Raw genomic sequence first — 24,435 nt, forward strand, 5'->3', positions numbered from 1 at the left:
ATTAGGATGGCTATGGGCTAGAGGCTATTGACTATTGGAGATTGATTTGAATCCCAAACCAATGTTCCGATAGCCAATAGCCTCTGGCCTTCGTGCTCTTCGTGCTCTTCGTGGTTAAAAAAATATGCTCTATGCTCTATGTTCTATGTTCTTATTTTTCACATCGCGATATTGGCCGGAGAGGGCATTCCAGCGCACTTTGATCACATCGCGCAAGTTGCGCCACGAATCACGAATATTATCGACCTTGGTTTCCTCGCCATAGCGCCAAGTGACGGGCACTTCGGCAATTTTATAGCCACGGCGCAAGGCCAAATACAACACCTCAACATCAAAGGCCGTAACCGCAGCACCCTTGGGCGCTTCGGTCGTATCGTCATATAAGCGCATGCGGCCAAAAACATCGTGCGAGGCCTCGCGGCTGAAAACCTTAAAGCCGCATTGGGTATCTTGAAATTTGCCAATGCCCAAAACCCGTACAATCAGGTTGAACACCCGCCCCATCAGGTGGCGCATAAATGGCTCGTCGATGCGGCTGGCCCCTGCGCCCTCGCGTGAGGCGATCACAATATCATACTGTTGTTGCAGCTTGGCTTCGAGTTTGGGCCATTCGTTCATGGGCACTGCCAAATCGGCATCGGAAAAGAGCACATACTCGCCGCTCGCTTGGGTCATGCCAGTGCGCACGGTGTAGCCTTTGCCACGATGCGGATTTTGAATAACCCGCGCTTGCGCATACTCGCTGCACGCTGCTTCAGCAACCGCTACGGTTTGATCGCTACTGCCATCATCAACCACCAATAACTCCCATGACCATGGTTGGGCGGTGAGAAATTGCAAAACTAAAGGAAGGGTTTGCGGTAATCGGCGAGCTTCGTTATAGGCCGGAATTACCACCGAAAGATACGGGGCCATGGGGACTCCTATCGTCCAAGCCAAGCAAGCAGCCGCTGTGCTTCTGCTGTGGCTAGCTTTCGTTCACGCCAAATGCGCGGAATGAGCCGCAACCCAGCCCACTGACCACGTAAGCGAGCGCGGGCGGCCTCTCCCCTCCAATGGCGGAGTGCTTGCCCAAAAATTGTGAGTTGCGACCAGAGAAAGGCAGGAAGGGCATGCGGCCAGGCTTGAATTGGCATATGGCGTAGCCAAAGCACAATAAAATTACGGCCACAATAATAGCTGGCTCGCATACCGCCGCCAGTTGCACTAAGGTGATGCAAGACTCGCGCTTGGGGCACAAACAGCGTGCGCATTCCAGCTCGCCGCGCGCGTAAATTGAGATCAACATCCTCGCAATACATCACCAACAAAGGATCGAGCAAGTTGCCAGCGTTATCGACAAGTTGTTGCAAACTGGCGCGTTTGTAGGCTGCTGCTCCGGCGCATGGGCCAAAAACTTCGCTAATCGCATCATATTGGCCATGATCTGGCTGCCAAACCCCGCGACTCCATGGCACGCCATTCCAATCGTAGCCATCGCCTGTCGTGTGCAAATGGTCTGGTTGGCTGTAGAGCAGCATTTTGGCGGCAGCAAAATCATAGGCCGGAAAACGCTCGAGCGTGTCGATTAATGCAGCAACAAAATCTGGCCCAACTTCGGTATCGTTGTTGAGCAAAATGACCCACGGCGCATTGGTTGCCTGAAACCCACGATTGACTGCGGCTACAAAGCCTTGGTTGCTCGGCTGAATCAGCCAATTTACCTCAGGATAGGCCGCTTGCAACGCAGGAACGCTGCCATCTGGCGAGGCATCGTCGATCACCGTGATCAGGAAGTCGTTGCGGGTTTGTTGGCGCAAACTAGCGAGGCAGGCTGCTAATAACGTCTCCCCGTTATAATTGGGAATCAGAATGTCGATGTTATGGCTCATTCAGTTGGCTCGTCGATGGCTGCGACTGCGGCAATGACCGCTGCTTGCCAGCGCCGCAAGCGAATGCCCATGGCTGCTGCTGCATTATTGCTAAGCGCAGAAAAGGGCGGCGGGCTGCTTGGCCGACTAAATTCCGCTGAGCTAATTGGCTCTACTGGCAGGTCGATGCCCGCTGCTGCCAAAACCGCGCACGCCAGTTCATGGCGCGAACAAGCACCTTCATTGACCACATGATAAATGCCAGGAATATTGCTATCGACTAGTTGGCGAATTGCCCATGCGGCCTCGGCGGCATGGGTTGGCGTGCCAACCTCATCGGTTACAACCCGCAATGGTTCGCCAGTTTGCAGGCGCTCGCGGCCTAAACGAGCGATGGTCCGCACAAAGTTGCGCTGACCACCAAACAACCACGCAACCCGGGTGATAAAAACATTCGGCGCATGCTGCAAGACTGCTTGCTCGCCGCCCCATTTTGAGCGTCCATAGGCATTGATCGGCGCTGGCTGATCGTATTCGCTGTAGGCTTGTTGGCTATTGCCACTAAATACTTCGTTGGTGCTAACATACACCAACGGAATATCGCGATCGCGGCAGGCCAAGGCTGCATATTTTGGCCCCAGCGTATTTTCGCGAAAGGCCCGCGCAGGATCAATCGCACAGCCATCGACATTGGTAAAGGCTGCTGGCAACAACACCAAATCCGGGGCAAGCTGATTAATCGCAGCGCGTGCGGTTGGCTGGCTTAAATCAAGTTCTTGGTGGCTGGGTACGAATAATTGATGGTCGGCAAACGTTTTGGTCAGCTCGCTGCCAAGTTGGCCGCTTGCCCCAAGGATCAACACACGCATATAAACTCCTTTGCGCGGCGCATGGTAGAACAAGCCCTCGCATTCGTCAATTAAACTGGGCTTGTTTAGGCACTTGGGGTGATGCGATTGGCAGTTTCACCAAAATAATAGTGTTCGACCAAGCGTTTGAGCTCGGCGGTATCCAAGGCATCATAGGGTGTTAGCCGCGGCTCAGACCAACGGCTCAAAAACTCGCGGACACGCCCAAAGTGATAGCTTTCGCCTTCTTCTAAGACGCTGGTATCTTGCGAGCACAGCAATTGGCCCCGACTGTTGTAGATAAAAATATGCGGCACGCCATCGAAGCCTGGCAAATGTTCTAAAAAGGTTTTATTTTTTTGCTCATCATCGCCAACTAAGACTTTGACCGAAACATAATGGATTTCGCGCAAATAGCGTAATTGGGGATGGCCCTTGATAAACGCATCTAAGCGATGGCACCAAATACACCAATCGCCACCAAGCTCAACTAAAATATTTTTATGTTCACGTTGCGCAGTTTCTAAAGCGTTGCGCATATCGGCAAACGGATCACGTTCTGCATCAAAGAGCGAATCTGTCATGTATTAATTCCTCAACGGTTGTGATTTTGTGCTTGCTTCGAGCTTGCTCTCGGGACGCAACAATCAACAGGACTTTAAAGCTGCCCTTATTATAGCGGGTTCTTTTGAATTTGCAGCGCCATGCTCCACCAAAAATCACCCATAGCTTAATCGCACCCTAACCCCCTGATACACCCTTTGACCCATTGTTGCTTTAGGCCTAGGTTGGTATGCTTGTTAATGAGAGATTTGTCCGTAAGCCATAATCTCTTTGAATGAATTGCTGGGTACAAACTGAACTTAACCAGCGGCCTGCTAGTTTAGCCTATTGGGCTAAATCAACCAGTGTGTGCCAATAGCTTTAGAGCTGAAGGAGATGGATTTGAAGCGTTTTATGATTGAATTGTGCTCAGGATTAAGCAGCATTGCCCCAGCCGCAAGCACCCAACACCCTCAGATTGCTCAAGCAACCAAGCAAAATCAACCAGTGATTGAAGGCACGTGGAGCGATGAATTTGCGGTCTATGCCCGCTCCAAGTACCCGCTGCGCCCAATTGCCCTGCTGGATTTGCCTTCTACCAGCAAATAACCAAATCGAGCAGCGAGCGACCGTGTTTGCCGCTGTGCATCCAACCAAGGAGAGAATTGTATGTCGAAACTGCAAAAAATGGCCAGCCTGTGCATCCTGATAGTGCTTGGCTTGAGCATAAGCCACCAAGCGCCTGGCCCAGTTGCCGCCGTTGCGCCGCAACAGCCAATGAGTCCTGGCTCGTGGAGCCAAGCCTTTGCTGGGCCAATCAAAAACGATGCTGGCTATACGCCGTTGCGTCCGGTTGAATGGAATGGCACCCTGTATGCTGGAATTATCTCGACTGCGGTAAACACCTATGATTCAGGCGTTGGCTATTGGAACGGTCAACAATGGTTGAAACTTGATGGCGTAAGTGGTCAAGTTGATTCGCTTGCTGTGCACCAAAATCGCTTGTATGTAGCAGGCCGTTTGACCCTTGGAGCTAAAAATATCAGCCTTGCTGCTTGGGATGGCCAGTTCTGGACGGCGATTGCCTATCCGTTTAGCACTATTAATATTTTTCAACTGCTTAGCCACGATAATCAACTCTATGTCGGTGGCTATTCGGAGCAGGTTGCTGGTCAAGCATCTGGCTTACTCTTTCGCTGGGATGGAACCCAGTGGCATCGTGCTGCCGAAGGAATTTTTGGGGCTGTTTTGACGATGCTTTCGCGGCCCGATGGTTTGTACTTAGGTGGGAGCTTTATCCTGAATGGTGAAAAAACGGGCCTGCTGCATTGGAATGGTAGCCAATGGGGCCGTGTGGGCGCTGGAGTATATGGCAATGTCATTGATTTAGAATGGGCTAACAACCAACTGTATGTGAGCGGTAAATTTACCTCAACCGTCCAACCGCCGATCAAAAACATAGCGACTTGGAATGGCACAAACTGGAACCCGATTGGCAGGGGAATTTCCGACTCAATCCATAGTATGGCCTTTATCGATGGTGAATTGTATGCCTTAGCCAAGTCGAACAATTTCCACTTGCTCCATTGGGATACAACCCAGTGGAATACCCTTTCAAACTTCAGTCCCGCAAATTTTTATATTAGTTGGCAGCGTTACCCAGATGCTGTCTTGCTGAATTACAACCAAACATTGTATGCCTTTGGGCCACTCGCTTCAAACCAAGCTCTTCCCAATTCAACCCAGTATACCCAAGTCGATTCAGTCATGCGCTGGAATGGTGAGCGTTGGGAATCACCGACCCCGAATGGAATTGCTGCCTACAAGGCAGTTATAACCACAGCTGGTGAAGACCTCTATGCTGCTTCCGACCGAATGTATTGGGGTACAGCCTCATCGACCTTAGCCCATTTGAATTTCAATAATCAATGGCAATCCTTGATTGCCAGCGGCAATCAAAGCAGTATTTACAATGTTGCTGCACTCCAGAAATATCAACAAAGCTTATTTAGTATTTACAACGGGCAACTGTATCAGGCAGGCAGCAATACTTGGGACCAAGTTAGCAATGCCTATGTTAAAAGTTTAGCTCAAGCCAATAACCTGCTGTATGTGGCTGGTGATTTTGAGCAATTTAATGGGGTAAATGCTCACAATTTAGTTACTTGGAATGGCACGCAATGGCAAGCGCTCAATACACCTGTTACTTTTAATGAGGTAACCGTGGTTGAGGCTGATGCCAATTTTGTGTATATCAGCGATGGCAGCCAACTCGCGCGCTGGAATGGCACGCAGTGGACGACCCTTGCTACCAATGTGGTCAATATTGGGGAGATTGAGCCAAGCGCCGATGGTGTGTACATTGCAGGCACATTTAGCAGTGTCGCCGGAGTGAGCGCCCCCAAAATCGCCTATTGGAATGGCACAACATGGTCCAGTTTAGCTAGCGTGCTTGATGGCGGAATTAGTGATCTGGAAATGGGTGTTGATGGCTTGTATGTGGCTGGTGGTTTTCGTGGCCTGACCAACGGCATTGTTAGCCCAGGCATTCTACGCTGGGATGGCAGCGCATGGCATGGCCTCGCTGGTGGCGTGCAGCACGATCTTACATCTGGTCAACAAGGGGGCGTCATCCAACTGGCACCAACTCCAACCCGCATGCTGATGTATGGCTATTTCAATTGGGTTGGCAATCAATACGAATCGGCCATGATCGCTGCCTGGGAATATGGCAACGCACCCTTGATTCGCGCCAAAGCCGATTATGCAATTACTTATCGCCCGCAACCGGTGACGGTCAATGTGCTAGCCAATGATTGGAGCGATCAGCCCAGCCAACTACAATTGGTGAGTGTTACCCCTTCAAGCAACGGCACTGCGGTAATCAGCGGCACGCAACTGGTCTACACCCCTGCCACCGAATTCCAAGGCACCGCTACCCTGACCTATACCGTGCGCGACCCACTGAATGCGGTCACAGCTACAGCGCAGCTGCGGGTGCAGGTTTGGAACCACTTTCCAACCCTCGTTGATCAAGAGCGCCAAGTGCGGCCATTTGTCGAAACTGTGCTTGATCCATTGAGTGGCTTGGTCGATTTAAATGGTGATCTGCTGACAATTACCCACGCCAGCGTCGTCAGTGGCAGCGTGACGATTGTCAATAATCAAGTGCGCTATATGCCGCCAAATCAACAATATTTTGGCGATATGCTGACCTATACGGTGAGTGATGGCCATGGCGGCCAACAAACCGCCCGCATTAAGCTCTTGAGCACAGAGTCAAGTGTGATTGTGGTGAATGATAATGCCTCAACCTATCGTCCGCAGGCTGTGAGCATTGATGTGTTGGCCAATGATTGGGCAGTTAATAACGCGCCGCTGCAACTGGTCTCAGTTAGTAGCCCAGCCCATGGTACGGCGACGATCAGCGGCAACCAACTCCATTATCAGCCGTCACCGAGTTTTCAGGGTGTCGTATCAGTGCAGTATACGGTACGCAATATGAGCTATGGCACTACAGCATCGGGAGTCGTGCAAATTAATATCTTGAATCATGTGCCAACCGTTGCCCCGCTGACGCTGACGGTTGCCCCCAACAGCACCACCCTGATCGATGGCTTGGCGCAGGCCAACGATTTAAATGGCGATCCGTTGACGATTACGAGTGCGAGCGTTAATCGTGGCTCGGTTCAAGTCATGAATAACCAACTCCGCTATAGCGCACCAAATAGCACTCCGTTTACAGCCACCATCACCTATAGCGTGGACGATGGTTATGGTGGGGTGGTACAGGGAACGATTAGCATCAATAACGCCCGTTATCAACTTTTCTTGCCTTATACCAGCAAATAACCAGCGTGAGCGGCTTGCCGCTGCGCATCCAACCAAGGAGAGAATTGTATGTCGAAACTGCAAAAAATAGCCAGCCTGTGCATCCTAATCGTGCTTGGCCTGAGCATAAGCCAAAAAACGCCTGCGCCCGTTGCGGCGCTGGAGCCGCAACACCCAAGCAGCGCTGGCTCGTGGAGCCAAGCCTTTGCTGGGCCGTTTAAAGAACAAGCTGGGGCTATGCCGATTCGCCCGATTGAATGGAATAACACCCTTTATTCAGCATTTTATGATCTTAACACCATGCAAGTGGGTGTTGCAGCTTGGAGTGGTGAGCAATGGATAAAGCTTGAGGGTTTAAGTGGTCTGGCTGATTCCTTGGTTGGCTATCACGGTCGGCTATATGTCGCTGGAAATTTTAACCTTGGCGGTAAGAATATTCGCATGGCCTACTGGGATGGTACTTTGTGGACGGCCTTGCCCTATCAATTTAACCAAAATACCTTCTTAAATTTGGTTGTGCATGCCGATCAGCTGTATGTTGGTGGTTCAAGCTTGTTGATCGATGGTCAAACCTATGGTTCGTTGGCTCGCTGGGATGGTACGCAGTGGCACGCTGCTGCTGAAGGAGTTCAAGGCGCGCCTTTTAGTGTGCTCTCAACGCCAGATGGCTTATATTTGGGTGGTGTTTTCAGCTTAAATGGCCAAAATACGAGTCTAATTCATTGGAATGGAACTCAGTGGCAAAGCGTTGGCGGCGGGTTGCGCGGCTTGGTGATGGATTTGGAATGGGCCAATAACCAATTGTATATTAGCGGCGAATTTACCTCGACGCTTGAGCCAACCCTGAAGAATGTGGCAGCTTGGAATGGCACAAGCTGGGATACCTTTGGCACAGGGATTAATAAACCAACCCATAGTCTTGCTATGGTTGATGGCGAGTTGTACGCCCTCAGTAAATCATCAAGTTATGAAGGTTATCCGCATTTCCATTTGCAGCGTTGGGATACAAATCAGTGGACAACCCTCGCAAATATGCGCACATTGAATACTCCAATAGTCCGCTATCCCGATGCAGTTTTGGTTAATTACCAGCAACGCTTATTGGCCTTTGGGCCAATGTATTTCATGAATGGGCCAGTAGCAAGCTTTGCTTGGGGCGATTCGGCAATGGTTTGGAATGATACTGCTTGGCAATCAATGACTCCCAATGGCCTTGCAGTGACGAGTCATGTGGCTTTGGCAACCGCTGGTGACGATCTGTATGCTGCTTCTAACCAAATGCATTGGGGCACTGGCGCCGCGAAGTTGGCCCATTTGAATGCCCAAAACCAATGGCAATCGCTAATTGACTTCTCAAATGAAACCCCAAATACTCCTTTTGAAGAACTTGAAAAGTATCAGCAAACGTTGTTTGGGGTTGCAAATCGGCAGTTTTTTCAGACAGTCAATACTAATTGGAGCCGCGTCAGCCCAATCACGATTTCGGTTAATAGTTTGGCCCAAGCCAATAATCTGTTGTATGCGGCTGGTGATTTTGAGCAATTCAATGGAGTGACTGCCCATAATCTGGTCACATGGAATGGCACGCAATGGCAAGCACTTAACACGCCTGCTGCCTTCGATTGGGTCACGATCGTCGAAGCCGATGCCAATTATGTGTATATTAGCGATGGCAGCCAACTTGCCCGTTGGGATGGCGCGCAGTGGCAAATACTTGCAACTGGTGTGAATAGCATTGGCAGCATTGAGCCAAACGCCGATGGCGTGTATATCGCTGGGCCATTTAGCAGTGTCGCTGGCGTAAGCGCGCCCAAAATCGCTTATTGGAATGGCAACACATGGTCAGGGTTAAGTGGCGTGGTCGATGGTACGATTCATGACCTGGAAATGGGTGCCGATGGCTTGTATGTAGCTGGCAATTTTCGCGGCCTGACCAATAGCATTGTTAGCTCAGGCATTCTGCGCTGGGATGGCAGCGCATGGCATGGACTTGATGGTGGGGTTCAGTTTGGCTATGTTTCACAGCTTGCGCCAACTCCAACCCGCATGCTCATGTATGGAACATTCAAACAAGTTGGCAACCAAGTCGAATCAAGTTTGTTTGCAGCGTGGGCGTATGGCAACGCACCCTTGATTCGTGCCAAACCTGATTATGCGATTACCTATCGCCCGCAACCAGTGACGGTCAATGTGCTAGCCAATGATTGGAGCGATCAGCCCAGCCAACTACAATTGGTGAACGTTGCCCCTTCAAGCAACGGCACTGCGGTAATCAGCGGCACGCAACTGGTCTACACCCCTGCCACCGAATTCCAAGGCACCGATACCCTGACCTACACCGTGCGCGACCCACTGAATGCGGTCACGACCACCGCCCAAGTGCGGGTGCAGGTCTGGAATCACTTTCCCTTCATTGCCGACAAAGAGCGGCAGGTGCAGCCCGTTGATGAAACGATCTTTTTCCCCCTGAATGGGCTGGTTGATTTAAATGGTGATAGTTTAACGATCACCCAAGCCAGCGCTGTGAGCGGTACCGTGCGGATTGAGGCTGATACGTTGCACTATCTCCCTCCAGCGCAACAGCAATATTTTACCGATACGCTGACCTATACCGTGAGTGATGGCCATGGCGGCCAACAAACTGCTCGCATTAAGCTATACAGTACCAATGCAAGTGTGGTTGCGGTCAATGACAATGCCACTACCTATCGCCCGCATGCGGTCAGCATTGATGTATTAGCCAATGATTGGGCGGTCAATAATGAGCCACTGCAACTGGTCTCAGTCAGTAGCCCCGCCCATGGCACGGCGACGATCAGCGGCAATCAAGTGCAGTATCAGCCGTCATCGAGTTTTCAGGGTGTCGTATCAGTGCAGTATACGGTGCGCAATGTGACCCGTGGGACTATAGCCTTGGGCTTCGTGTTGGTTAATGTTCTGAATCATGTGCCAACGGTCGCCCCGCTGACGCTGACGGTTGCCCCCAATAGCACCACCCTGATCGATGGGTTGGCACAGGCCAACGATTTAAATGGCGATGCGTTAACCATTACTAGCGCGAGTGTTACTGCTGGTTCAGTCGACATAATCGCTAATCAACTACACTATAGCGCACCAAACAGCGCTCCATTTACCGCCACCATCAGCTATAGCGTGAACGATGGTCACGGTGGGGTAGCTCAGGGAACGATTAGCATCAATAGCGGAAACTATCAACTGTTCTTGCCCTATATCAGCAAGTAACCAGGATCGAGCGTCAATCACTAGCTAATGGGTGCTCATCTATTTACCTGCGGTCATTCGCTAATCCTGCTGTGGGTGCTGAAGCAGCGAGTTTCAGCACCCAATATTAATTTTATGCTCGAGAGGAGCTACTGATGAAAATTATTCGGCGTTGGGGAAGTGTTTTGGGCATCTTGGTCTTGTTTAGTTGGTTGGTGAGCGCCCAAAGCAGCCCAACTCATGCCATGCAGCCAAGCGAAGCTAATAATGGCGGCTCGTGGAGCAACGATTTTGCTGCCTTTGGGGCGAATATCAATGATTATGGGTTGCAACGCCCCTTGGTTTGGAACGATACGCTCTATGCGGGTGCTGTCACGAAGAGTTCTAACCCTACTACGTTAAGGTCACAGCTAGGGGTTGTTTATTGGGATGGCCGCCAATGGCTAAAGTTGGGGACTTTGAATGGCTATGTTGAAGCCTTAACAATTCATCAAAATAAGCTTTACGTTGGCGGCAAATTATCGCTTGCTGGCCAAAACGTTGATTTGGCCTATTGGGATGGCACAACCTGGACTGCTTTAGCCACGGTTATCAATAATAATTACCTTGTGGGTTTGGCAAGTTATCAAAACGAACTCTATGTTGCTGGCGACCCGTTGGTGATCGATGGTCAAACCTATCAAAATATTGCCCGTTGGAATGGCAGCCAATGGCGTGAAGTTGGTACTGGGATTGATGGGATTACCTTGAATTTGCTCAGCGCTGCTGATGGCTTGTATGCTGGCGGTGCACTTGATCCGATCAATGGCGAGAATCAAGGTGGGATTGTCCGCTGGGATGGCACCCAATGGCACGATGTTGGTGGTGGAGTAACTGGTTATGTGATGGATTTGCAGCTTGTTGATAATCAATTGATTATCGGCGGCGGATTTACTTCAACCACTAACCTGAGCATGCACAATGTCGCTGCTTGGAATGGCACAAGTTGGAATAGCTTTGGGACGGGCATTGATAATCAGATTGCCAGTGTGCTTATGCGCAGCGACGGTTTGTATGCCTTAGGTCGTTACAACGGTATCGGTGTGCCATTATATGTTTGGAATGGAACCAATTGGACGATTGCCGCTCAAGCAGAACCTGAAGATTATACGTTGATTAACCTTCCCCCATATTCGTTAGTTGATTTTGAAAATCAAATGTATGCCTTAGGCGATTTAAAGATCAGTGGTGAACATAATGGCTTTAATCGACTGGTCTGGCGCGCTGACCACTGGGAATCGATGACTCCCAATGGGGTGTATGGGTCGCTCATCCTCAGTAATCTCGGTGAAACAATCTATGGTTATGCCTCGCTGCGCGCAAACTGGGGCAGTGGGCGGAGTGCATTAGTTCGTTTTGATTCCGTGAACGGTTGGCAAGCGATCATTAAACAACCAATTGAGCCGAATAGTTCAGATATACCCCGCCAATTGGAAGTATTCAGCGATACAATCTTTCTCATGCAAAAACCTACGTTGTATCACACCGATTTAATTTCGCCAACTTGGAATGCTGTTAGTGATCAACCAGTTTTTGGGATCGCCAGCGACCAAACCAAGCTCTACGTTGCTGGTGATTTTAGCCAATTCGCTAGCGTAGACAGCGCTAACTTAATCATTTGGGACAACGGTCAATGGCAAGCCTTTGCTGCGCCCGCCTCATTTGATCAAGTGACTGTGGTTGAGGCCTTAAATGGCGTTGTCTATATTAGCGATGGCGCGCAAGTGGCCCGCTGGGATGGCACCCAATGGCAAACGATCGTCACTGGTGTAAGCAGCATCCAGAAGCTTGAAGCCAGCGCTGAGGGCGTGTATGTAGCGGGCACATTTAGTAACATTGCTGGTATAGATGCCCAAAAAATTGCTTATTGGAATGGCTCGCGCTGGTCGGCCTTGAATGGTGTGATTAACGGTACCATCCATGACCTGGAAATGGGTGCCGATGGCTTGTATGTTGCTGGCGAATTCAAAGGAATAACTGGTGGCGTGCTTAGCCCGGGCATCCTGCGCTGGAATGGCGTTTGGAACAGTGTTGGTGGTGGGGTCGATCGGCGCTATGAGGCCCCAGGCTATAGCTATGTTAAATCATTGGCCGCTACGCCAACTCGCATGTATTTGGGCGGCTTGTTTGATACAGTTGGCAATACCTATGAATCATCGAGTATTGCGGCGTGGAATTATGGCGAGCCAGGCTGGGTTGCGCCAACCTATATGGTCTTTGCGCCATTTGCTATGCGCTAAGCTTATCGATTAAAGCAACAGGCCGTTCGTTAGCGAACGGCCTGTTGTTCATTTTTTAGATCGAAAGAATCTTGAGGAAGTTGGTTGTGCCACGAACCGCCAAGGGGTGACCACCAGTGATGACCACCGAATCGCCTGGCTTGATCACTTGGCGTTCGATCATAATCGCGCGGGCCAAATTGCTCAAATCGTCAAGTCGCGTGACGAATGGGCAAAGCAGCGCTTCAACGCCCCACAGCAAGGCCAAACGATGGTAGACATCGTATTCGTGGGTCATGGCAATAATTGGCACTCGTGGCCGGTCGCGCGCCACCAAGTGCGCAGTAAAGCCCGATGATGTAAAGGCCACAATCGCTGCAATATCAATCGATTCGGCAATTGCGCAGGCAGCATGGCTAATCGCGTGCGAATAGGTTTCTGGCGCATCCGAAGCATTGCGTTGTTGAGCATCACGTGGTGGTGCGCCACGCTCAGTCACTTCGGCAATCCGCGCCATAATCGTCACCGCTTCAACTGGATACGCGCCATTTGCCGTTTCGCCACTCAACATAACTGCATCGGTGCCGTCGAGAATTGCATTCGCCACGTCGCTGGCTTCAGCGCGGGTTGGCCGTGGATTGACAATCATCGATTCGAGCATCTGGGTTGCCGTGATTACTGGAATGCCAACCCGATTGGCGGCGGCAATAATTCGTTTTTGAATCAATGGCACTTCTTCTGGCGGCATTTCCACGCCCAAGTCGCCACGCGCAACCATGATCCCATCGGCAACAGCCACAATTGATTCAATATTATCGACAGCTTCGGGCTTTTCGATTTTGGCGATAACTGGCGTGTGATAGCCAGCGCCAGTAATTTCTTGCTTGACTAATTGCACATCTTCGGCGCGGCGTACAAACGAAATCGCAACGTAATCGACGCCTTCGTGCAAGCCAAAGATCAAATCTTCACGATCTTTTTCGGTCATGGCAGGGGCGCTGACATCGACCCCAGGCAAGTTGATGCCTTGGTTTTCGCGCAACATCCCACCAGTTACCACTTCGGTAATAACCTCGGTGGCGGTACATTCTTGTACTCGTAGTTCAATCAAACCATCGGAAAGCAAAATCCGATCGCCTGGCTTACAGTCGCTGGGGAGGTTTTTGTAGGTGGTGTTGACCCGCCCAACCCGCCCAACTTCATTTTCAATCGTAATCACAAAGCTTTCGCCAGTTGTGAGCTTAATTGGTTGTTTATCAACTAATTTGCCAGTCCGAATTTTTGGCCCTTGCAAGTCTTGCAACACCGCAATTGGGCGATTGAGCTTAATTGAAATTTGACGCAAGAGCCGAATGCGTTCTGAATGGTCGTTATGAGTACCATGGGAAAAATTTAAGCGAGCAACATTCATTCCCGCTAATGCCAACGCTGTAATTTTTTCCTCGGTGTCGCAGGCAGGCCCGAGCGTGGCAACAATCTTGGTTCGGCGCATTGATGACCTCGTGTTAAGTGCGGAACACCGCGTCGGCATCTTTGGCGAAACAGTGACCTAAAGTTCTCAAGTGATGACTAATTCAATTCATCTCAATTATAAACGAAAACGCATCCACGGGGGATGCGTTTTTAGCCGATTCTAGTAAGCTATTGTGTAATGCGCTGCGTCAAATTTCCTGAAATTTAGTAATCCGACCAGCTGCGAAAATGCTCTTGCAAGCATGCAACGATCCGTTGGCCAACGCCGCGCTCACCATAGACCGCCGCAAATTGCTGGCCTTTTTTGGCGCGCTGGTTGCGCACCGCCGCCATAATTGCTTCAGGCTCAAAGCCTGTTACTACATTCGCGCCCGATTCGATGGTTTCTGGGCGTTCGGTGTTGTCGCGCACGGTCACACACGGCACCCCAAAAATATAGGCTTCCTCTTGAATACAGCCGCTATCAGTGATGATAATGGTGGCGTATTTTTCGTAGGCTAACGACTCAAATGGCTCAACTGGATCAATCACTTGCACCCGATTCAGCAATTCCATGCTCAAACCATACTGTTCCATCGCCGCTCGCGTGCGTGGATGCATTGGGAAAATCATGGCATCGAATTCGCGCGCTAGCTCGTTGATTGTGCTGAAAACCTGCTCCATCAGCTCGCGGCTATCGGTAAATTCTTTGCGATGCAAGGTGATGTAGGCATAGTGATCGCTGCGGCGGGGCGTAAGTTCATGGGCAAAATCGTGAATCAAATCAACAGTCGTGTTGCCAATGTTGAAAATGCGCCCGCGCAAATCGGGAATTTTGGCCAAATAATCTGCTTGATATTGGGTATACGAGAACAAATAATGGGCTGCGCCATCGACCATAATCCGGTTGCGCTCTTCGTACATGCGTTTATCGAAGGCCCGCAAGCCAGCCTCGACATGGGCCAAACCAACATCGGAATAGACTGCCGCAATTGCCCCAACCAAGGCCGCCGCCGTATCGCCATTGACCAAAATAAGGTCGATTGCATGGCGTTGAATTTGGCCGCGCACCCAGTCAATCGCTGCGCCAATGCTGTAATCGCCAGGAAAGATCTCGTCGGGCGTATAGCCCATTTGGCCAAAAATCGCTGCTTGCAATAAATGGTCGTGATGTTGATTGGTGTGCAGCACCACAAATGGCACTTCTGCTGCCCGCAGCGCTTGCACAATCGCATAATTCTTCATCACTTCAGGCCGCGTGCCAAGCACAATTCCTATTTTCATAAATGTACAATCACCTCACAGAATGATTCTGCTACCCGTCGATTGCCATCTTCGTTGAAGTGAACTGGATCGACATAACATTCGCGAGTTAAGCCAACCATCGGCACCCAAATTGCCTTGCTGAATTCAGCAACTACTTTGCCAATTACACTATTGTATTGCTTGCGCCGTTCGACGGTTTCTTTGGTAAAGAAAATATGCCCATCAGCATAAATTGGCGGAATCTCGCCACAAAATACTGCTTTATGGCCTTTAATCACTAATGTGCGAATAATTTGACGATAATATTCTTCAAAAAGATCAATTGGGGTATTATTGCCCACATCATTCGTACCAATTAATAAACACGATTGAAACGTATCGCTGATGGTATCAATTTCTTCATTCAATTTAAACCACAGGTTGCGCGCAGTATAGCCATTAACACTGCGATTAATCGTGCGCCATTGATAGGGCGTGCGCTGGGTTAACATTTGGGCCAAATGTAATGGATAACAACCATACGAACGGGCACCAAAGGTTTGGCTATCGCCAATACATAACATATTTTGGTAATGCATACAAATAAACCTAATAAGTAAAGAATAATTCCAGCTGCGATCAGTGGTACAGCATCCAAGCAAGATTGGACTGATCGTGCATGCCTCCCTCCGTCAACACACGCAAACATTATCCAGCTAGCCAGATATTAAATTTTTTATTAAAAAAAGCTCAGCCATCTTCAATCTTGTGGAGCGTCGTTGATTATAGGCCAACATGGCTAGAAATAAAAGAGCCAATTGGGCTATTGATTAAATCGATCGAGCTGGATTTGGCTGGCTCTGAGCCTGCTTTGGGCTTGCATGTCACAGATGATCATAAAATTGCTCGCAACAGCCCAATATTCCTATGGTATGGTTAAGCCAGCTTATTTGCCAAGGAGTCGCTATGGGTCAATCCACCTCGTTAATTCGAACTACCAAGCTCCAACGCACCTATCAAATGGGAAAAAATACTGTCCAAGCGTTGGCAGGCGTTGATCTGGAAATTGAACGCGGCACCTTTGTGGCGCTAGTGGGGCCGTCTGGCTCAGGAAAATCGACCTTATTGAATGTGATTGGTGGCCTCGACCGCCCAAGTTCAGGCGAGGTTTGGGTCAGTGATTTGGAGCTTGGCCAAGCCCCAGATAAAAAATTGGTCAGCTTTCGCCGCGATCGGGTTGGCTTTATTTTTCAAAGCTTTAATCTCTTGCCAACCAACCAAGCGTGGGAAAATGTGGCTTTGCCGTTGATGTTGGCTGGCCGCAGTCGTAGCGAACGTCGTAAGCGAGCAGAAAATCTGCTCGAGCAAGTTGGGCTTGGCGATCGCGCTGATCACCGTCCAGCTGAGCTTTCTGGTGGCCAGCAACAACGGGTGGCAATTGCCCGCGCCTTAGCTAATGATCCGGTGTTGATTTTGGCCGACGAGCCAACTGGCAACCTCGATTCACGCACTGGTCGCGATGTGTTGCTGCTGCTGCAACGGCTTGTCCGCGAGCAAAATGTGACCTTGTTGATGGTTACTCACGATATGAACGCAGCCTCGTATGCTGATCGGATTGTGCATATGCGCGATGGTAAGATTGAGCAAATTGAAACGATTGAACGAACGGCGGAGGCTGTAGCATGACATTTGGCGATATTTTACGCACTGCTTGGAGCAACTTAACTCGCCGCAAAGTGCGCACATCGCTCACCTCGCTGGGCGTGACGGTTGGCATTTTCACGATTGTGGTGATGCTTTCGCTTGGGGTTGGCGTTCAGCGCGTCATCCAACAACAATTTGATGCGATTGGGCTAGAAAATGTGGTGGTTCAGCCGCGCGATGCAGAGCGCAACCCCTACACGCGCTATGTGCGGCCCGAACGCGAGGTCGTGATTTCGCCCGCCAAAATTGCCGAGTGGCAGCAAATGGACGATATTGTCAGCGTTACGCCGATTGTCGATGTTAACGAATCGATCTCCAAGCGCTTAGTGTTGCCCGGTGATGCAGCCGCAACTATCGCTGTTGGCGTTGATCCTGGCATTGGAATCAATAATCCGTTTGAAACGCCGCCAACCGCTTTGGCCGGAGTGTTGCGCCCAACCAAAGATGGCGAAATTGTAATTTCGCAGCGGGCCTTGCGCCGTTTGGGCCTTACCGCCGAAGTTAATAATTTGATTGGTCAAAAAGTCCAGTTAATTATGGAAACGCCACGCGGCGAATCGCAAAGCTTCGACTATACCTTGGTTGGGGTTTCGAGCGTCGATAATAACTTGGTTGCATTAACTCCCAACGATAGCATTGCACTCAAAGCTTGGTGGTTTAACGAACCTGATCTGCTCGACAAAGAAGGCTATGATTATGCCCTGATTCGGGCCAAAGATTTGAATGTAGCCCGTCAATTGACCACCCAGCTGCGCGCCGAACGCTTTAGAGTGCAATCGGTCGAAACCGTGCTTGAATTGGCCTCGAAAATCTTCTTGGTGATCAATATTATGCTTGGCTCGGTTGGTGGCTTGGCGCTGTTCGTCGCCACCATCGGGATTATGAACACCATGATTATGGCGATTTACGAACGGACGCGCGAAATTGGTACGCTCAAGGCCATCGGTGCTTCGCGCAGCAATATTCGCACGCTCTTTATGACCGAGGCTGGCCTCATTGGCCTCTTTGGCGGGATTGTGGGCTTGCTTGGCGGTTGGGGCGTTGGCCGCATCCTCAATCGGGTTGCGCTTGCCTACCTCGAACGCGAAGAAGTGCCAATTCGCGGCGATTTCTTCTATATTCCGCCTTGGTTGATCGGCTTGGCAATTGGCTTTGGTTTGGTGGTGGGGATTGTGGCTGGCTTGTATCCCGCTGCCCGTGCTGCCCGCCTTGATCCAATCAAAGCGCTGCGGCACGAATAAACTAAATCAATGTGGCAACCAAGAATCCCCTCGCTTAATCAGGAGCGAGGGGATTAGTGTTTAATCGGCGTGTTTGATAAATTCGGCCATTTTGAGCGGAATCAGCTCGGCCTTAAACTCGCCATTATCCTGAATATCCAGAAAAACCACAGTTGGCTCGCCAAGTTGGCCGCGTGGCTGCGAAGCCGAACCAGGGTTGATGAACAGCACCCCTTGATATTCCTCAATCAAGGCAATATGGCTATGACCACAAATGGCGATCTGCGGCGTGGGCTGGGGCAGTTGGCGCTGCCAGCGCTTAGGAATATCGCCAATGTGTTGCAGCATAATCCTGATACCTTGAACCTCGATCGTTGTGTTAATCGGGTAAATATCGAGCGCCGTATTCCAATCGACATTGCCTGTAACCGCCGTAACTGGAGCAATCGCGCTCAAGCGATCGATGATTGGCGGTTGCGCCCGCCCAATATCGCCTGCATGCAAAATGCGGCTTGCACCCATAAACAGCTGCTCGACCCGCGGGTCTAATTTGCCATGTGTATCCGAAATAATACAAATTCGTTGCATCGCGTACCTCAGCACAATCCACAAGAATCCTAGCTCATCATACCATAGCTAAAAATACTTCATCAAAATTGTAATGACATATATTGACATCTGTCATTCAATACTTTATACTCAATTTTAGTTACTGATTAGTTGGAGTTGCAGCTATGCAAAAGCGTCAATTAGGCCAAGATGGTTTAGTAGTTTCGGTAGCAGGTTTGGGTTGTATGGCCATGTCGGGCATGTATGGCCCATCGGATCGAGCTGAAAGCATCGCCACGATTCATGCAGCGCTCGATGCTGGCATCAATTTGCTCGATACAGGTGATTTTTATGGGATTGGGCATAACGAACTGTTGATTAGCGAAGCCCTGCGCGAACGCTCACGCACCGATGTTGTGTTGAGTGTTAAGTTTGGGGCGATGCGCGGGCCAGATGGCTCGTGGCTTGGTTATGATTCACGGCCTGCCGCAGTCAAAAATTCCTTGGCGCACACCCTGACCCGCTTGAATACTGATTATATTGACATTTATCGACCTTCGCGGCTTGACCCTGCTGTACCGATTGAAGAAACCATTGGCGCAATTGCCGAGATGATTGAAAAAGGCTATGTACGGCATATTGGCTTGTCGGAAGTTGGGGTTGAGACGATTCGACGGGCAGCGGCAGTGCATCCAATTGTCGATTTGCAAATTGAATATTCCTTAATGTCGCGTGGCATTGAGGCCGAAATTCTACCAACTTGTCGTGAACTCGGCATTGGGATCACTGCTTACGGGGTGCTTTCGCGGGGCTTGTTAAGCGGTGCTTGGTCGAAAGAGCGGGTATTGGCTGGCTCAGATTTCCGTGCTCATGGCCCGCGCTTTACTGGCGAAAACCTTGATCGCAATTTAGATTTAGTGGCTGCGTTGCAGACAATTGCCGATGCCAAGGGTGCAAGCATCGCGCAAATTGCGAGCGCATGGGTTGCTGCGCAAGGCGCCGATATTATTCCGTTGTTTGGGGCGCGGCGCTTACACCAACTGCATGATTCGTTGGCCAGCCTTGAAATTGGCTTGAATGCCGATGAATTGGCCTCGATTGAGCGCGCGATTCCCAAAGATGCAGTTGCTGGCGAGCGCTATAACAGCGCGTTGATGCAACATCTCGATAGCGAACGCTAAATAACTTGCGATGCTGTAGCAATCGCTTAAAATGAAACAAACCACTTTGCTACAGGATGGACCCGTATGAACACTGAAATGTTGACCCCTGAACGAATTTTGAATGCTACCGTTGATGTGCTGCGGCGCTACGGCCCCAATAAGGCCACGGTGGTTGATGTTGCGCGTGAACTGGGGGTCAGTCATGGCAGTGTCTATCGCCATTTTGCTAGCAAATCAGCCTTGCTTGATGCAGTCGCCGAACGCTGGCTGGCTGAAATTTCGCATCCCTTAGCCCAAGTATTGCAACGCCAAGAGCCGAGCGTTGCCAAATTGCGGGCTTGGCTGGAATGTTTGATGCAAACCAAACAACAGCGCGCGCGCCAAGATCCGCAGCTTTTTGCAACCTATAGTGGTTTGGTCCAAGGATTGCGCGAAGTGACCGACCAACATGTGGCCCATTTGATTGCCCAGATTGAGCAATTGGTCAATGAAGGGGTTGCAAATGCTGAGTTTGTGGTCAATGATGCTCATGCCACTGCAACCGCAATTTTGTATGCTACCGCTCGTTTTCACAATCCGCTGTTTGTGGGGGCGTGGAACGAGCCAAGCCTTGCAGCTGAATTCGAAGCAATTTGGGAATTGTTGATTAAGGGCTTGCTTGTGCGCTAAGCATCAACGTTAATAACGAATGCAGGATGAGCTTTTGCGCACCATCCTGCATTTTTGGTTAAACGAATTTTTCTACTCCGCGTAAACCGCTTATTTCTTTGAGGCAGCCAGACCTGCAATTGCTTGGGCGATCAAGATAACTTTGTGTTCGGCCAACTGACGAATTGTTTTGATTCCAAGGGCTTGTTTGAGGGCTTCGGCATCGCTTTTGCTAATTCCGGCGAGGGCATCGACTGGGGCATCAGCAAGCTCTTCAAAGCTGGAATTCTCGAAGGCTTTGTCAAGAAAGGCTGAGAGATCGGCCATGAGCAGCGTCCTCCAAATCAAAGGCGTATCGTGGCTATCATAGCAGGCTAGCTAGCTAGTGTAAATGATTTTTTGCTTTAAACTCAAAGACGCTGCTGATCACCATCAGCAGCGTCTTTGGCTGATTTTGATTTAGGCGAACTGCTCAAGCTGCTGCTTGACCGTGGCCAAGAATTTATCAGCGGTTGCGCCATCGATCAAGCGATGATCGAAGGTGAAACTGAGATAACACATTGGCCGAATTGCAATGGCATCAGCGCCATTCAGCGTAACCACAACTGGGCGTTTTTGAATTGCGCCAATGCCCAAAATTCCCGATTGAGGCTGATTGATGATTGGCATGGCAAATAACGAACCGCTCACCCCGTGATTGGTAATCGTGAAGGTGCCATCTTTGACCTCATCGGCGCTCAGGCGGCGGTTTCGGGCGCGTTCAGCCAAATCGTTGACCGTGCGTGAAAGCCCAAGCAAGCTCTTTTCATCGGCGTTATGCAGCACTGGCACAATCAAGCCATCGGGAATTGCGACCGCCATACCAACATTAACCGATTTGTGTAGCAAAATGCCCTCATCGGTGTAGGTTGCATTGACAATTGGCACTGCTCGCAGCCCAGCCACAGTTGCTTGCACAAAATACGGCGTAAAGGTTAATTTTACCCCTTGGCGCTCAAAATCGGCCTTGTGCTGCTCGCGATGGGCGATGATCGTGCTCAGATCAACTTCCATCACCGTGGTAACGTGGGGCGAAGTTGCCTTAGAACGCACCATATGCTCGGCAATTGCCCGCCGCATGCCGCTCAACGGCTGCAACTCATCGCCAGCAAATTGCTCGATGCTTGGAGCTGCGGCTGCTGGTGGCGTATAGGCCACTGGTTTAGCCAGCAAACTGCCTGTGATGGTCGGCATGGGCACTGGGGTTGAGCTTGGCTTAATCACTGGCATGGGCGCTGGGGTTGAGCTTGGGGTTGGGGTTGGCATAGGTGCAGGCGCTGGCTTAGCAGCATCACGTTGGGCCACAAAGCGCTCAACATCTTGCTTGGTTACGCGGCCATCTTTGCCAGTGCCAGCAATTTGTTTAATATCGAGGTTGTGTTGGCTAACCAAGCGCGCAACCACTGGCGACATAAAACTATTGCTGCCACCATTATTGCTACTGACTGGGGCGGCGACTGCTGGAGTGACAGGCGCTGCATCGGCGGCAACCGTGGCGCTGCTACTATCTTCCAACACCGCAATTACCGTGCCAACTGGCACAGTATCGCCTTCATTGACCCGAATTTCGAGCAAGCGGCCATTAACTGGCGCAGGAATTTCGGTATCAACCTTATCGGTAGTAACTTCGAGCATTGGCTCGTACAGTTCAAGGCTATCGCCTGGCTGCTTCAGCCAGCGGCCAACCGTTCCCTCAGTGACGCTCTCACCAAGTTTTGGCATCTTAAATTCGACGGACATTCTAGTCCTTTCTATGCTAGCGAAGGCTATGGGCTAGAGGTTTTTGACTACAGGCCAGCGATTAAGCTGCAAATTCATGAGCGATAGCCTAGAGCCAAAAGCCATTTAATAATTCACTAAATCGCGCAGCGTATCGGCAATTTTGCTGGGCGTTGGCAAAAACTCATTTTCGAGCGGCGAGCTATAGGGCATTGCTGGAATATCCAAGCCTGCCAAGCGTTGCACTGGCGCATCGAGATATTCAAAGCCATCTTGGGCAATAATTGCTGCCACTTCTGCGCCATAACCGCCAAACAAATTATCTTCGTAGAGCACCAGCACTTTGCTCGTTTTCTTGACCGAATTGATAATTGTTTCGCGATCAAGCGGCACGAGCGAGCGCAAATCGACAACTTCGACGCTAATATCTTCGCCAGCCAGCATTTCGGCAGCTTCGACCGCGTAGTGGCGCATCATGCCATAGGTAATAACCGAGACATCGCTGCCTTCGCGGGCAATATCTGCTTTGCCAAGTGGCACGCTGTAGTGCTCATCGGGCACATAGCCTTTGATCAAACGATAGCATTTTTTGTGCTCCAAAAAGAGCACCGGATCGGGATCATCGATTGCGGCCAAGAGCATGGCCTTAGCATCGTAGGGCGTTGATGGCGCAACAACTTTAAGGCCTGGAATATGGGCAAAAAAGGCCTCGATGCTTTGCGAGTGATAGAGCGCGCCGTGAATCCCGCCACCATAAGGAGCGCGAATAACCAGCGGCACTTCCCAGGTATTGTTTGAGCGATAGCGCATGCGCGCTGCTTCGCTAATAATTTGGTTGAAGGCTGGAAAGATAAAATCGGCAAATTGAATTTCGGCAATTGGCCGCATGCCATACATTGCTGCGCCGATTGATGAACCAATAATAATTGATTCAGCGAGTGGCGCGTCGATCACCCGTTTTTCGCCATACTTGGCGTGCAAACCATCGGTAACCCGAAACACCCCGCCGCGTTGGCCGACATCTTCCCCGATGATATAGACGCGCTCATCATTGGCCATTGCTTGGTCAAGCGCTTGGTTGATCGCTTCTAAAAGATTTAATTCTGCCACGTGATACCTCTATGATACAGAGCGAAACTGCCTGCTGGCAACCGTCAGCTTATTCTGCAAAGACATATTTTTGGACGGTGCTTGGGTCGGGCAAGGGTGCTGCTTCAGCATAGGCTGTTGCATCATTGACAACTTCTTTGATTTCGGCCCGAATTGCCGCAACTTTGGCATCATCGAGCATGCCTTCATCGCGCAAGAAATGCTCGAAGCTGGCGATTGGGTCGCGAGTCCGCATGGCCTTAATATCTTCAGGTGAGCGATAGGTGCGGTCGTTGTCATCAGAGGAGTGGGCAGTCAAACGCACACATTTGGCCTCGATCAAAGTTGGGCCATCGCCGCGGCGCGCCCGTTCGACCGCAGCAGTCATTGCTTCGTAGACCTCAAGCACGTTGGTGCCATCGACGGTAATCCCAGGAAACCCATAGCCTGGGCCGCGATCGGAAACATTTTCAACACCCATTTGTTTGTGCTGCGGTACGGAGATGGCGTAGCCATTATTTTCGCAGAAGAAAATGACTGGCAATTTCATCACGCCTGCTAAGTTCATGGCTTCGTGGACATCGCCCTGTGATGATGTGCCTTCGCCGAAGGCTGTCCAAACCACAATATCATCGCCGCGCATTTGGGCGCCCATGGCGATGCCAACGGCGTGGGGCACTTGGGTGCCGGTTGGCGAAGAATGCGAAACGATATTCAAAGCGCGATGGCTATAGTGAGCTGGCATTTGGCGACCGCCGCTGCTTGGGTCTTCAGCTTTGGCCAACAAGCCAAGCATTACTTCGCGCGGGGTCATGCCCATGGCCAACATCATTGCTAAATCGCGATAGTATGGCACGATCCAGTCGTGTTTGGGGCGCATTGCAAAGGCTGCGCCTACTTGAGCAGCCTCGTGACCTTGGCATGAAATAACAAACGGGGCTTTGCCTTGACGATTCAATTGCCACATTCGCTCATCAAGCGAACGAGCCAAAACCATCGTGTGATACATTGCTAACAATCGCGATTGATCGCGTTCTTGCTCCATGAAGGCAACT

At 50.5% G+C, this 24,435-nt stretch carries 20 protein-coding genes; 8 read left to right on the top strand and 12 right to left on the bottom strand.

Going from position 1 to position 24,435, the window contains the following annotated elements:
* Nucleotides 1-129: 129 nt before the first annotated feature.
* The 4 genes from SE18_RS20635 to SE18_RS20650 form a co-directional block, all read right to left on the bottom strand.
* On the bottom strand, nucleotides 130-915 hold the full coding sequence (locus SE18_RS20635; RefSeq protein ID WP_054536366.1) for a dolichyl-phosphate beta-glucosyltransferase: 786 nt from the start codon (nucleotides 913-915) through the stop codon (nucleotides 130-132).
* Between the two features lie 8 nt (nucleotides 916-923).
* A complete protein-coding gene (locus tag SE18_RS20640) occupies nucleotides 924-1,871 on the bottom strand; it encodes a glycosyltransferase family 2 protein (RefSeq protein ID WP_054536367.1) in 948 nt (315 codons plus the stop codon).
* Complete coding sequence (gene rfbD / locus SE18_RS20645) at nucleotides 1,868-2,719, bottom strand: dTDP-4-dehydrorhamnose reductase (protein ID WP_054536368.1); 852 nt, start codon at nucleotides 2,717-2,719, stop codon at nucleotides 1,868-1,870. The genes SE18_RS20640 and rfbD overlap by 4 nt, the downstream gene beginning before the upstream one ends.
* Before the next feature lie 65 nt (nucleotides 2,720-2,784).
* Entirely contained in the window at nucleotides 2,785-3,282 is a 498-nt protein-coding gene (locus tag SE18_RS20650) for a thioredoxin family protein (protein WP_054536369.1), read from the bottom strand.
* Nucleotides 3,283-3,643: 361 nt separating this feature from the next.
* Between SE18_RS20650 and SE18_RS20655 the strand changes: the two genes are divergently transcribed.
* The 4 genes from SE18_RS20655 (at nucleotide 3,644) to SE18_RS20670 (ending at nucleotide 12,573) form a co-directional block, all read left to right on the top strand.
* Complete coding sequence (locus SE18_RS20655; protein ID WP_152976708.1) at nucleotides 3,644-3,850, top strand: hypothetical protein; 207 nt, start codon at nucleotides 3,644-3,646, stop codon at nucleotides 3,848-3,850.
* Between the two features lie 60 nt (nucleotides 3,851-3,910).
* Nucleotides 3,911-7,093 carry an Ig-like domain-containing protein gene (locus SE18_RS20660; protein WP_054536371.1) on the top strand — a complete coding sequence of 1,061 codons (3,183 nt, stop codon included), beginning with the start codon at nucleotides 3,911-3,913 and terminating at the stop codon, nucleotides 7,091-7,093.
* 48 nt (nucleotides 7,094-7,141) lie between these two features.
* On the top strand, nucleotides 7,142-10,315 hold the full coding sequence (locus SE18_RS20665) for an Ig-like domain-containing protein (protein ID WP_054536372.1): 3,174 nt from the start codon (nucleotides 7,142-7,144) through the stop codon (nucleotides 10,313-10,315).
* 134 nt (nucleotides 10,316-10,449) lie between these two features.
* Nucleotides 10,450-12,573, top strand: a complete 2,124-nt coding sequence (locus tag SE18_RS20670) for a hypothetical protein (RefSeq protein WP_054536373.1) — start codon at nucleotides 10,450-10,452, stop codon at nucleotides 12,571-12,573.
* Between the two features lie 55 nt (nucleotides 12,574-12,628).
* Here the strand turns inward: SE18_RS20670 and pyk are convergent, their stop codons facing one another.
* From pyk to SE18_RS20685, 3 genes are all read right to left on the bottom strand, one after another.
* The gene (gene pyk, locus SE18_RS20675) at nucleotides 12,629-14,044 is read right to left on the bottom strand and encodes a pyruvate kinase (protein WP_054536374.1); all 1,416 of its coding nucleotides are present in this window, start codon (nucleotides 14,042-14,044) and stop codon (nucleotides 12,629-12,631) included.
* A gap of 185 nt (nucleotides 14,045-14,229) precedes the next feature.
* Nucleotides 14,230-15,288: a non-hydrolyzing UDP-N-acetylglucosamine 2-epimerase gene (gene wecB, locus SE18_RS20680; protein ID WP_054536375.1), complete on the bottom strand. Its 1,059-nt coding sequence runs from the start codon at nucleotides 15,286-15,288 to the stop codon at nucleotides 14,230-14,232.
* Nucleotides 15,285-15,848, bottom strand: coding sequence for an SGNH/GDSL hydrolase family protein (locus SE18_RS20685; protein WP_054536376.1), 564 nt, complete (start codon nucleotides 15,846-15,848; stop codon nucleotides 15,285-15,287). Before SE18_RS20685 ends, wecB begins: the two co-directional genes overlap by 4 nt.
* 367 nt (nucleotides 15,849-16,215) lie before the next feature.
* Here SE18_RS20685 and SE18_RS20695 point away from each other — a divergent pair, with 367 nt between their 5' ends.
* Both SE18_RS20695 and SE18_RS20700 read left to right on the top strand, forming a co-directional pair.
* On the top strand, nucleotides 16,216-16,935 hold the full coding sequence (locus SE18_RS20695; RefSeq protein WP_054536378.1) for an ABC transporter ATP-binding protein: 720 nt from the start codon (nucleotides 16,216-16,218) through the stop codon (nucleotides 16,933-16,935).
* Complete coding sequence (locus SE18_RS20700) at nucleotides 16,932-18,194, top strand: ABC transporter permease (RefSeq protein ID WP_054536379.1); 1,263 nt, start codon at nucleotides 16,932-16,934, stop codon at nucleotides 18,192-18,194. The genes SE18_RS20695 and SE18_RS20700 overlap by 4 nt, the downstream gene beginning before the upstream one ends.
* 60 nt (nucleotides 18,195-18,254) lie before the next feature.
* Here SE18_RS20700 and SE18_RS20705 read toward each other — a convergent pair whose 3' ends face one another.
* Nucleotides 18,255-18,761: a metallophosphoesterase family protein gene (locus tag SE18_RS20705; protein WP_054536380.1), complete on the bottom strand. Its 507-nt coding sequence runs from the start codon at nucleotides 18,759-18,761 to the stop codon at nucleotides 18,255-18,257.
* A 146-nt stretch (nucleotides 18,762-18,907) separates the two neighbouring features.
* On the opposite strand from SE18_RS20705, the gene SE18_RS20710 reads away from it, so the two are divergent.
* Complete coding sequence (locus SE18_RS20710) at nucleotides 18,908-19,903, top strand: aldo/keto reductase (RefSeq protein WP_054536381.1); 996 nt, start codon at nucleotides 18,908-18,910, stop codon at nucleotides 19,901-19,903.
* 66 nt (nucleotides 19,904-19,969) lie between these two features.
* Entirely contained in the window at nucleotides 19,970-20,554 is a 585-nt protein-coding gene (locus SE18_RS20715) for a TetR family transcriptional regulator (RefSeq protein WP_054536382.1), read from the top strand.
* A gap of 90 nt (nucleotides 20,555-20,644) precedes the next feature.
* Here the strand turns inward: SE18_RS20715 and SE18_RS20720 are convergent, their stop codons facing one another.
* From SE18_RS20720 to SE18_RS20735, 4 genes are all read right to left on the bottom strand, one after another.
* The gene (locus SE18_RS20720; RefSeq protein WP_054536383.1) at nucleotides 20,645-20,860 is read right to left on the bottom strand and encodes a hypothetical protein; all 216 of its coding nucleotides are present in this window, start codon (nucleotides 20,858-20,860) and stop codon (nucleotides 20,645-20,647) included.
* 132 nt (nucleotides 20,861-20,992) lie between these two features.
* The gene (locus SE18_RS20725) at nucleotides 20,993-22,312 is read right to left on the bottom strand and encodes a dihydrolipoamide acetyltransferase family protein (protein ID WP_054536384.1); all 1,320 of its coding nucleotides are present in this window, start codon (nucleotides 22,310-22,312) and stop codon (nucleotides 20,993-20,995) included.
* A gap of 105 nt (nucleotides 22,313-22,417) precedes the next feature.
* On the bottom strand, nucleotides 22,418-23,401 hold the full coding sequence (locus SE18_RS20730) for an alpha-ketoacid dehydrogenase subunit beta (protein ID WP_054536385.1): 984 nt from the start codon (nucleotides 23,399-23,401) through the stop codon (nucleotides 22,418-22,420).
* A gap of 49 nt (nucleotides 23,402-23,450) precedes the next feature.
* A complete protein-coding gene (locus SE18_RS20735; protein WP_054536386.1) occupies nucleotides 23,451-24,425 on the bottom strand; it encodes a thiamine pyrophosphate-dependent dehydrogenase E1 component subunit alpha in 975 nt (324 codons plus the stop codon).
* Nucleotides 24,426-24,435 lie beyond the last annotated feature (10 nt).

Origin of the sequence: Herpetosiphon geysericola (genome assembly GCF_001306135.1) — a bacterium.
GTDB lineage: Bacteria > Chloroflexota > Chloroflexia > Chloroflexales > Herpetosiphonaceae > Herpetosiphon > Herpetosiphon geysericola.

What these genes read in the sequence shown, in the direction of transcription:
- SE18_RS20635 (WP_054536366.1), bottom strand. Translation starts at nt 915, where the DNA reads ATGGCCCCGTATCTTTCGGTGGTAATTCCGGCCTATAACGAAGCTCGC.
- SE18_RS20640 (WP_054536367.1), bottom strand. Translation starts at nt 1,871, where the DNA reads ATGAGCCATAACATCGACATTCTGATTCCCAATTATAACGGGGAGACG.
- rfbD (WP_054536368.1), bottom strand. Translation starts at nt 2,719, where the DNA reads ATGCGTGTGTTGATCCTTGGGGCAAGCGGCCAACTTGGCAGCGAGCTG.
- SE18_RS20650 (WP_054536369.1), bottom strand. Translation starts at nt 3,282, where the DNA reads ATGACAGATTCGCTCTTTGATGCAGAACGTGATCCGTTTGCCGATATG.
- SE18_RS20660 (WP_054536371.1), top strand. Translation starts at nt 3,911, where the DNA reads ATGTCGAAACTGCAAAAAATGGCCAGCCTGTGCATCCTGATAGTGCTT.
- SE18_RS20665 (WP_054536372.1), top strand. Translation starts at nt 7,142, where the DNA reads ATGTCGAAACTGCAAAAAATAGCCAGCCTGTGCATCCTAATCGTGCTT.
- SE18_RS20670 (WP_054536373.1), top strand. Translation starts at nt 10,450, where the DNA reads ATGAAAATTATTCGGCGTTGGGGAAGTGTTTTGGGCATCTTGGTCTTG.
- pyk (WP_054536374.1), bottom strand. Translation starts at nt 14,044, where the DNA reads ATGCGCCGAACCAAGATTGTTGCCACGCTCGGGCCTGCCTGCGACACC.
- wecB (WP_054536375.1), bottom strand. Translation starts at nt 15,288, where the DNA reads ATGAAAATAGGAATTGTGCTTGGCACGCGGCCTGAAGTGATGAAGAAT.
- SE18_RS20685 (WP_054536376.1), bottom strand. Translation starts at nt 15,848, where the DNA reads ATGCATTACCAAAATATGTTATGTATTGGCGATAGCCAAACCTTTGGT.
- SE18_RS20695 (WP_054536378.1), top strand. Translation starts at nt 16,216, where the DNA reads ATGGGTCAATCCACCTCGTTAATTCGAACTACCAAGCTCCAACGCACC.
- SE18_RS20700 (WP_054536379.1), top strand. Translation starts at nt 16,932, where the DNA reads ATGACATTTGGCGATATTTTACGCACTGCTTGGAGCAACTTAACTCGC.
- SE18_RS20705 (WP_054536380.1), bottom strand. Translation starts at nt 18,761, where the DNA reads ATGCAACGAATTTGTATTATTTCGGATACACATGGCAAATTAGACCCG.
- SE18_RS20710 (WP_054536381.1), top strand. Translation starts at nt 18,908, where the DNA reads ATGCAAAAGCGTCAATTAGGCCAAGATGGTTTAGTAGTTTCGGTAGCA.
- SE18_RS20715 (WP_054536382.1), top strand. Translation starts at nt 19,970, where the DNA reads ATGAACACTGAAATGTTGACCCCTGAACGAATTTTGAATGCTACCGTT.
- SE18_RS20720 (WP_054536383.1), bottom strand. Translation starts at nt 20,860, where the DNA reads ATGGCCGATCTCTCAGCCTTTCTTGACAAAGCCTTCGAGAATTCCAGC.
- SE18_RS20725 (WP_054536384.1), bottom strand. Translation starts at nt 22,312, where the DNA reads ATGTCCGTCGAATTTAAGATGCCAAAACTTGGTGAGAGCGTCACTGAG.
- SE18_RS20735 (WP_054536386.1), bottom strand. Translation starts at nt 24,425, where the DNA reads ATGGAGCAAGAACGCGATCAATCGCGATTGTTAGCAATGTATCACACG.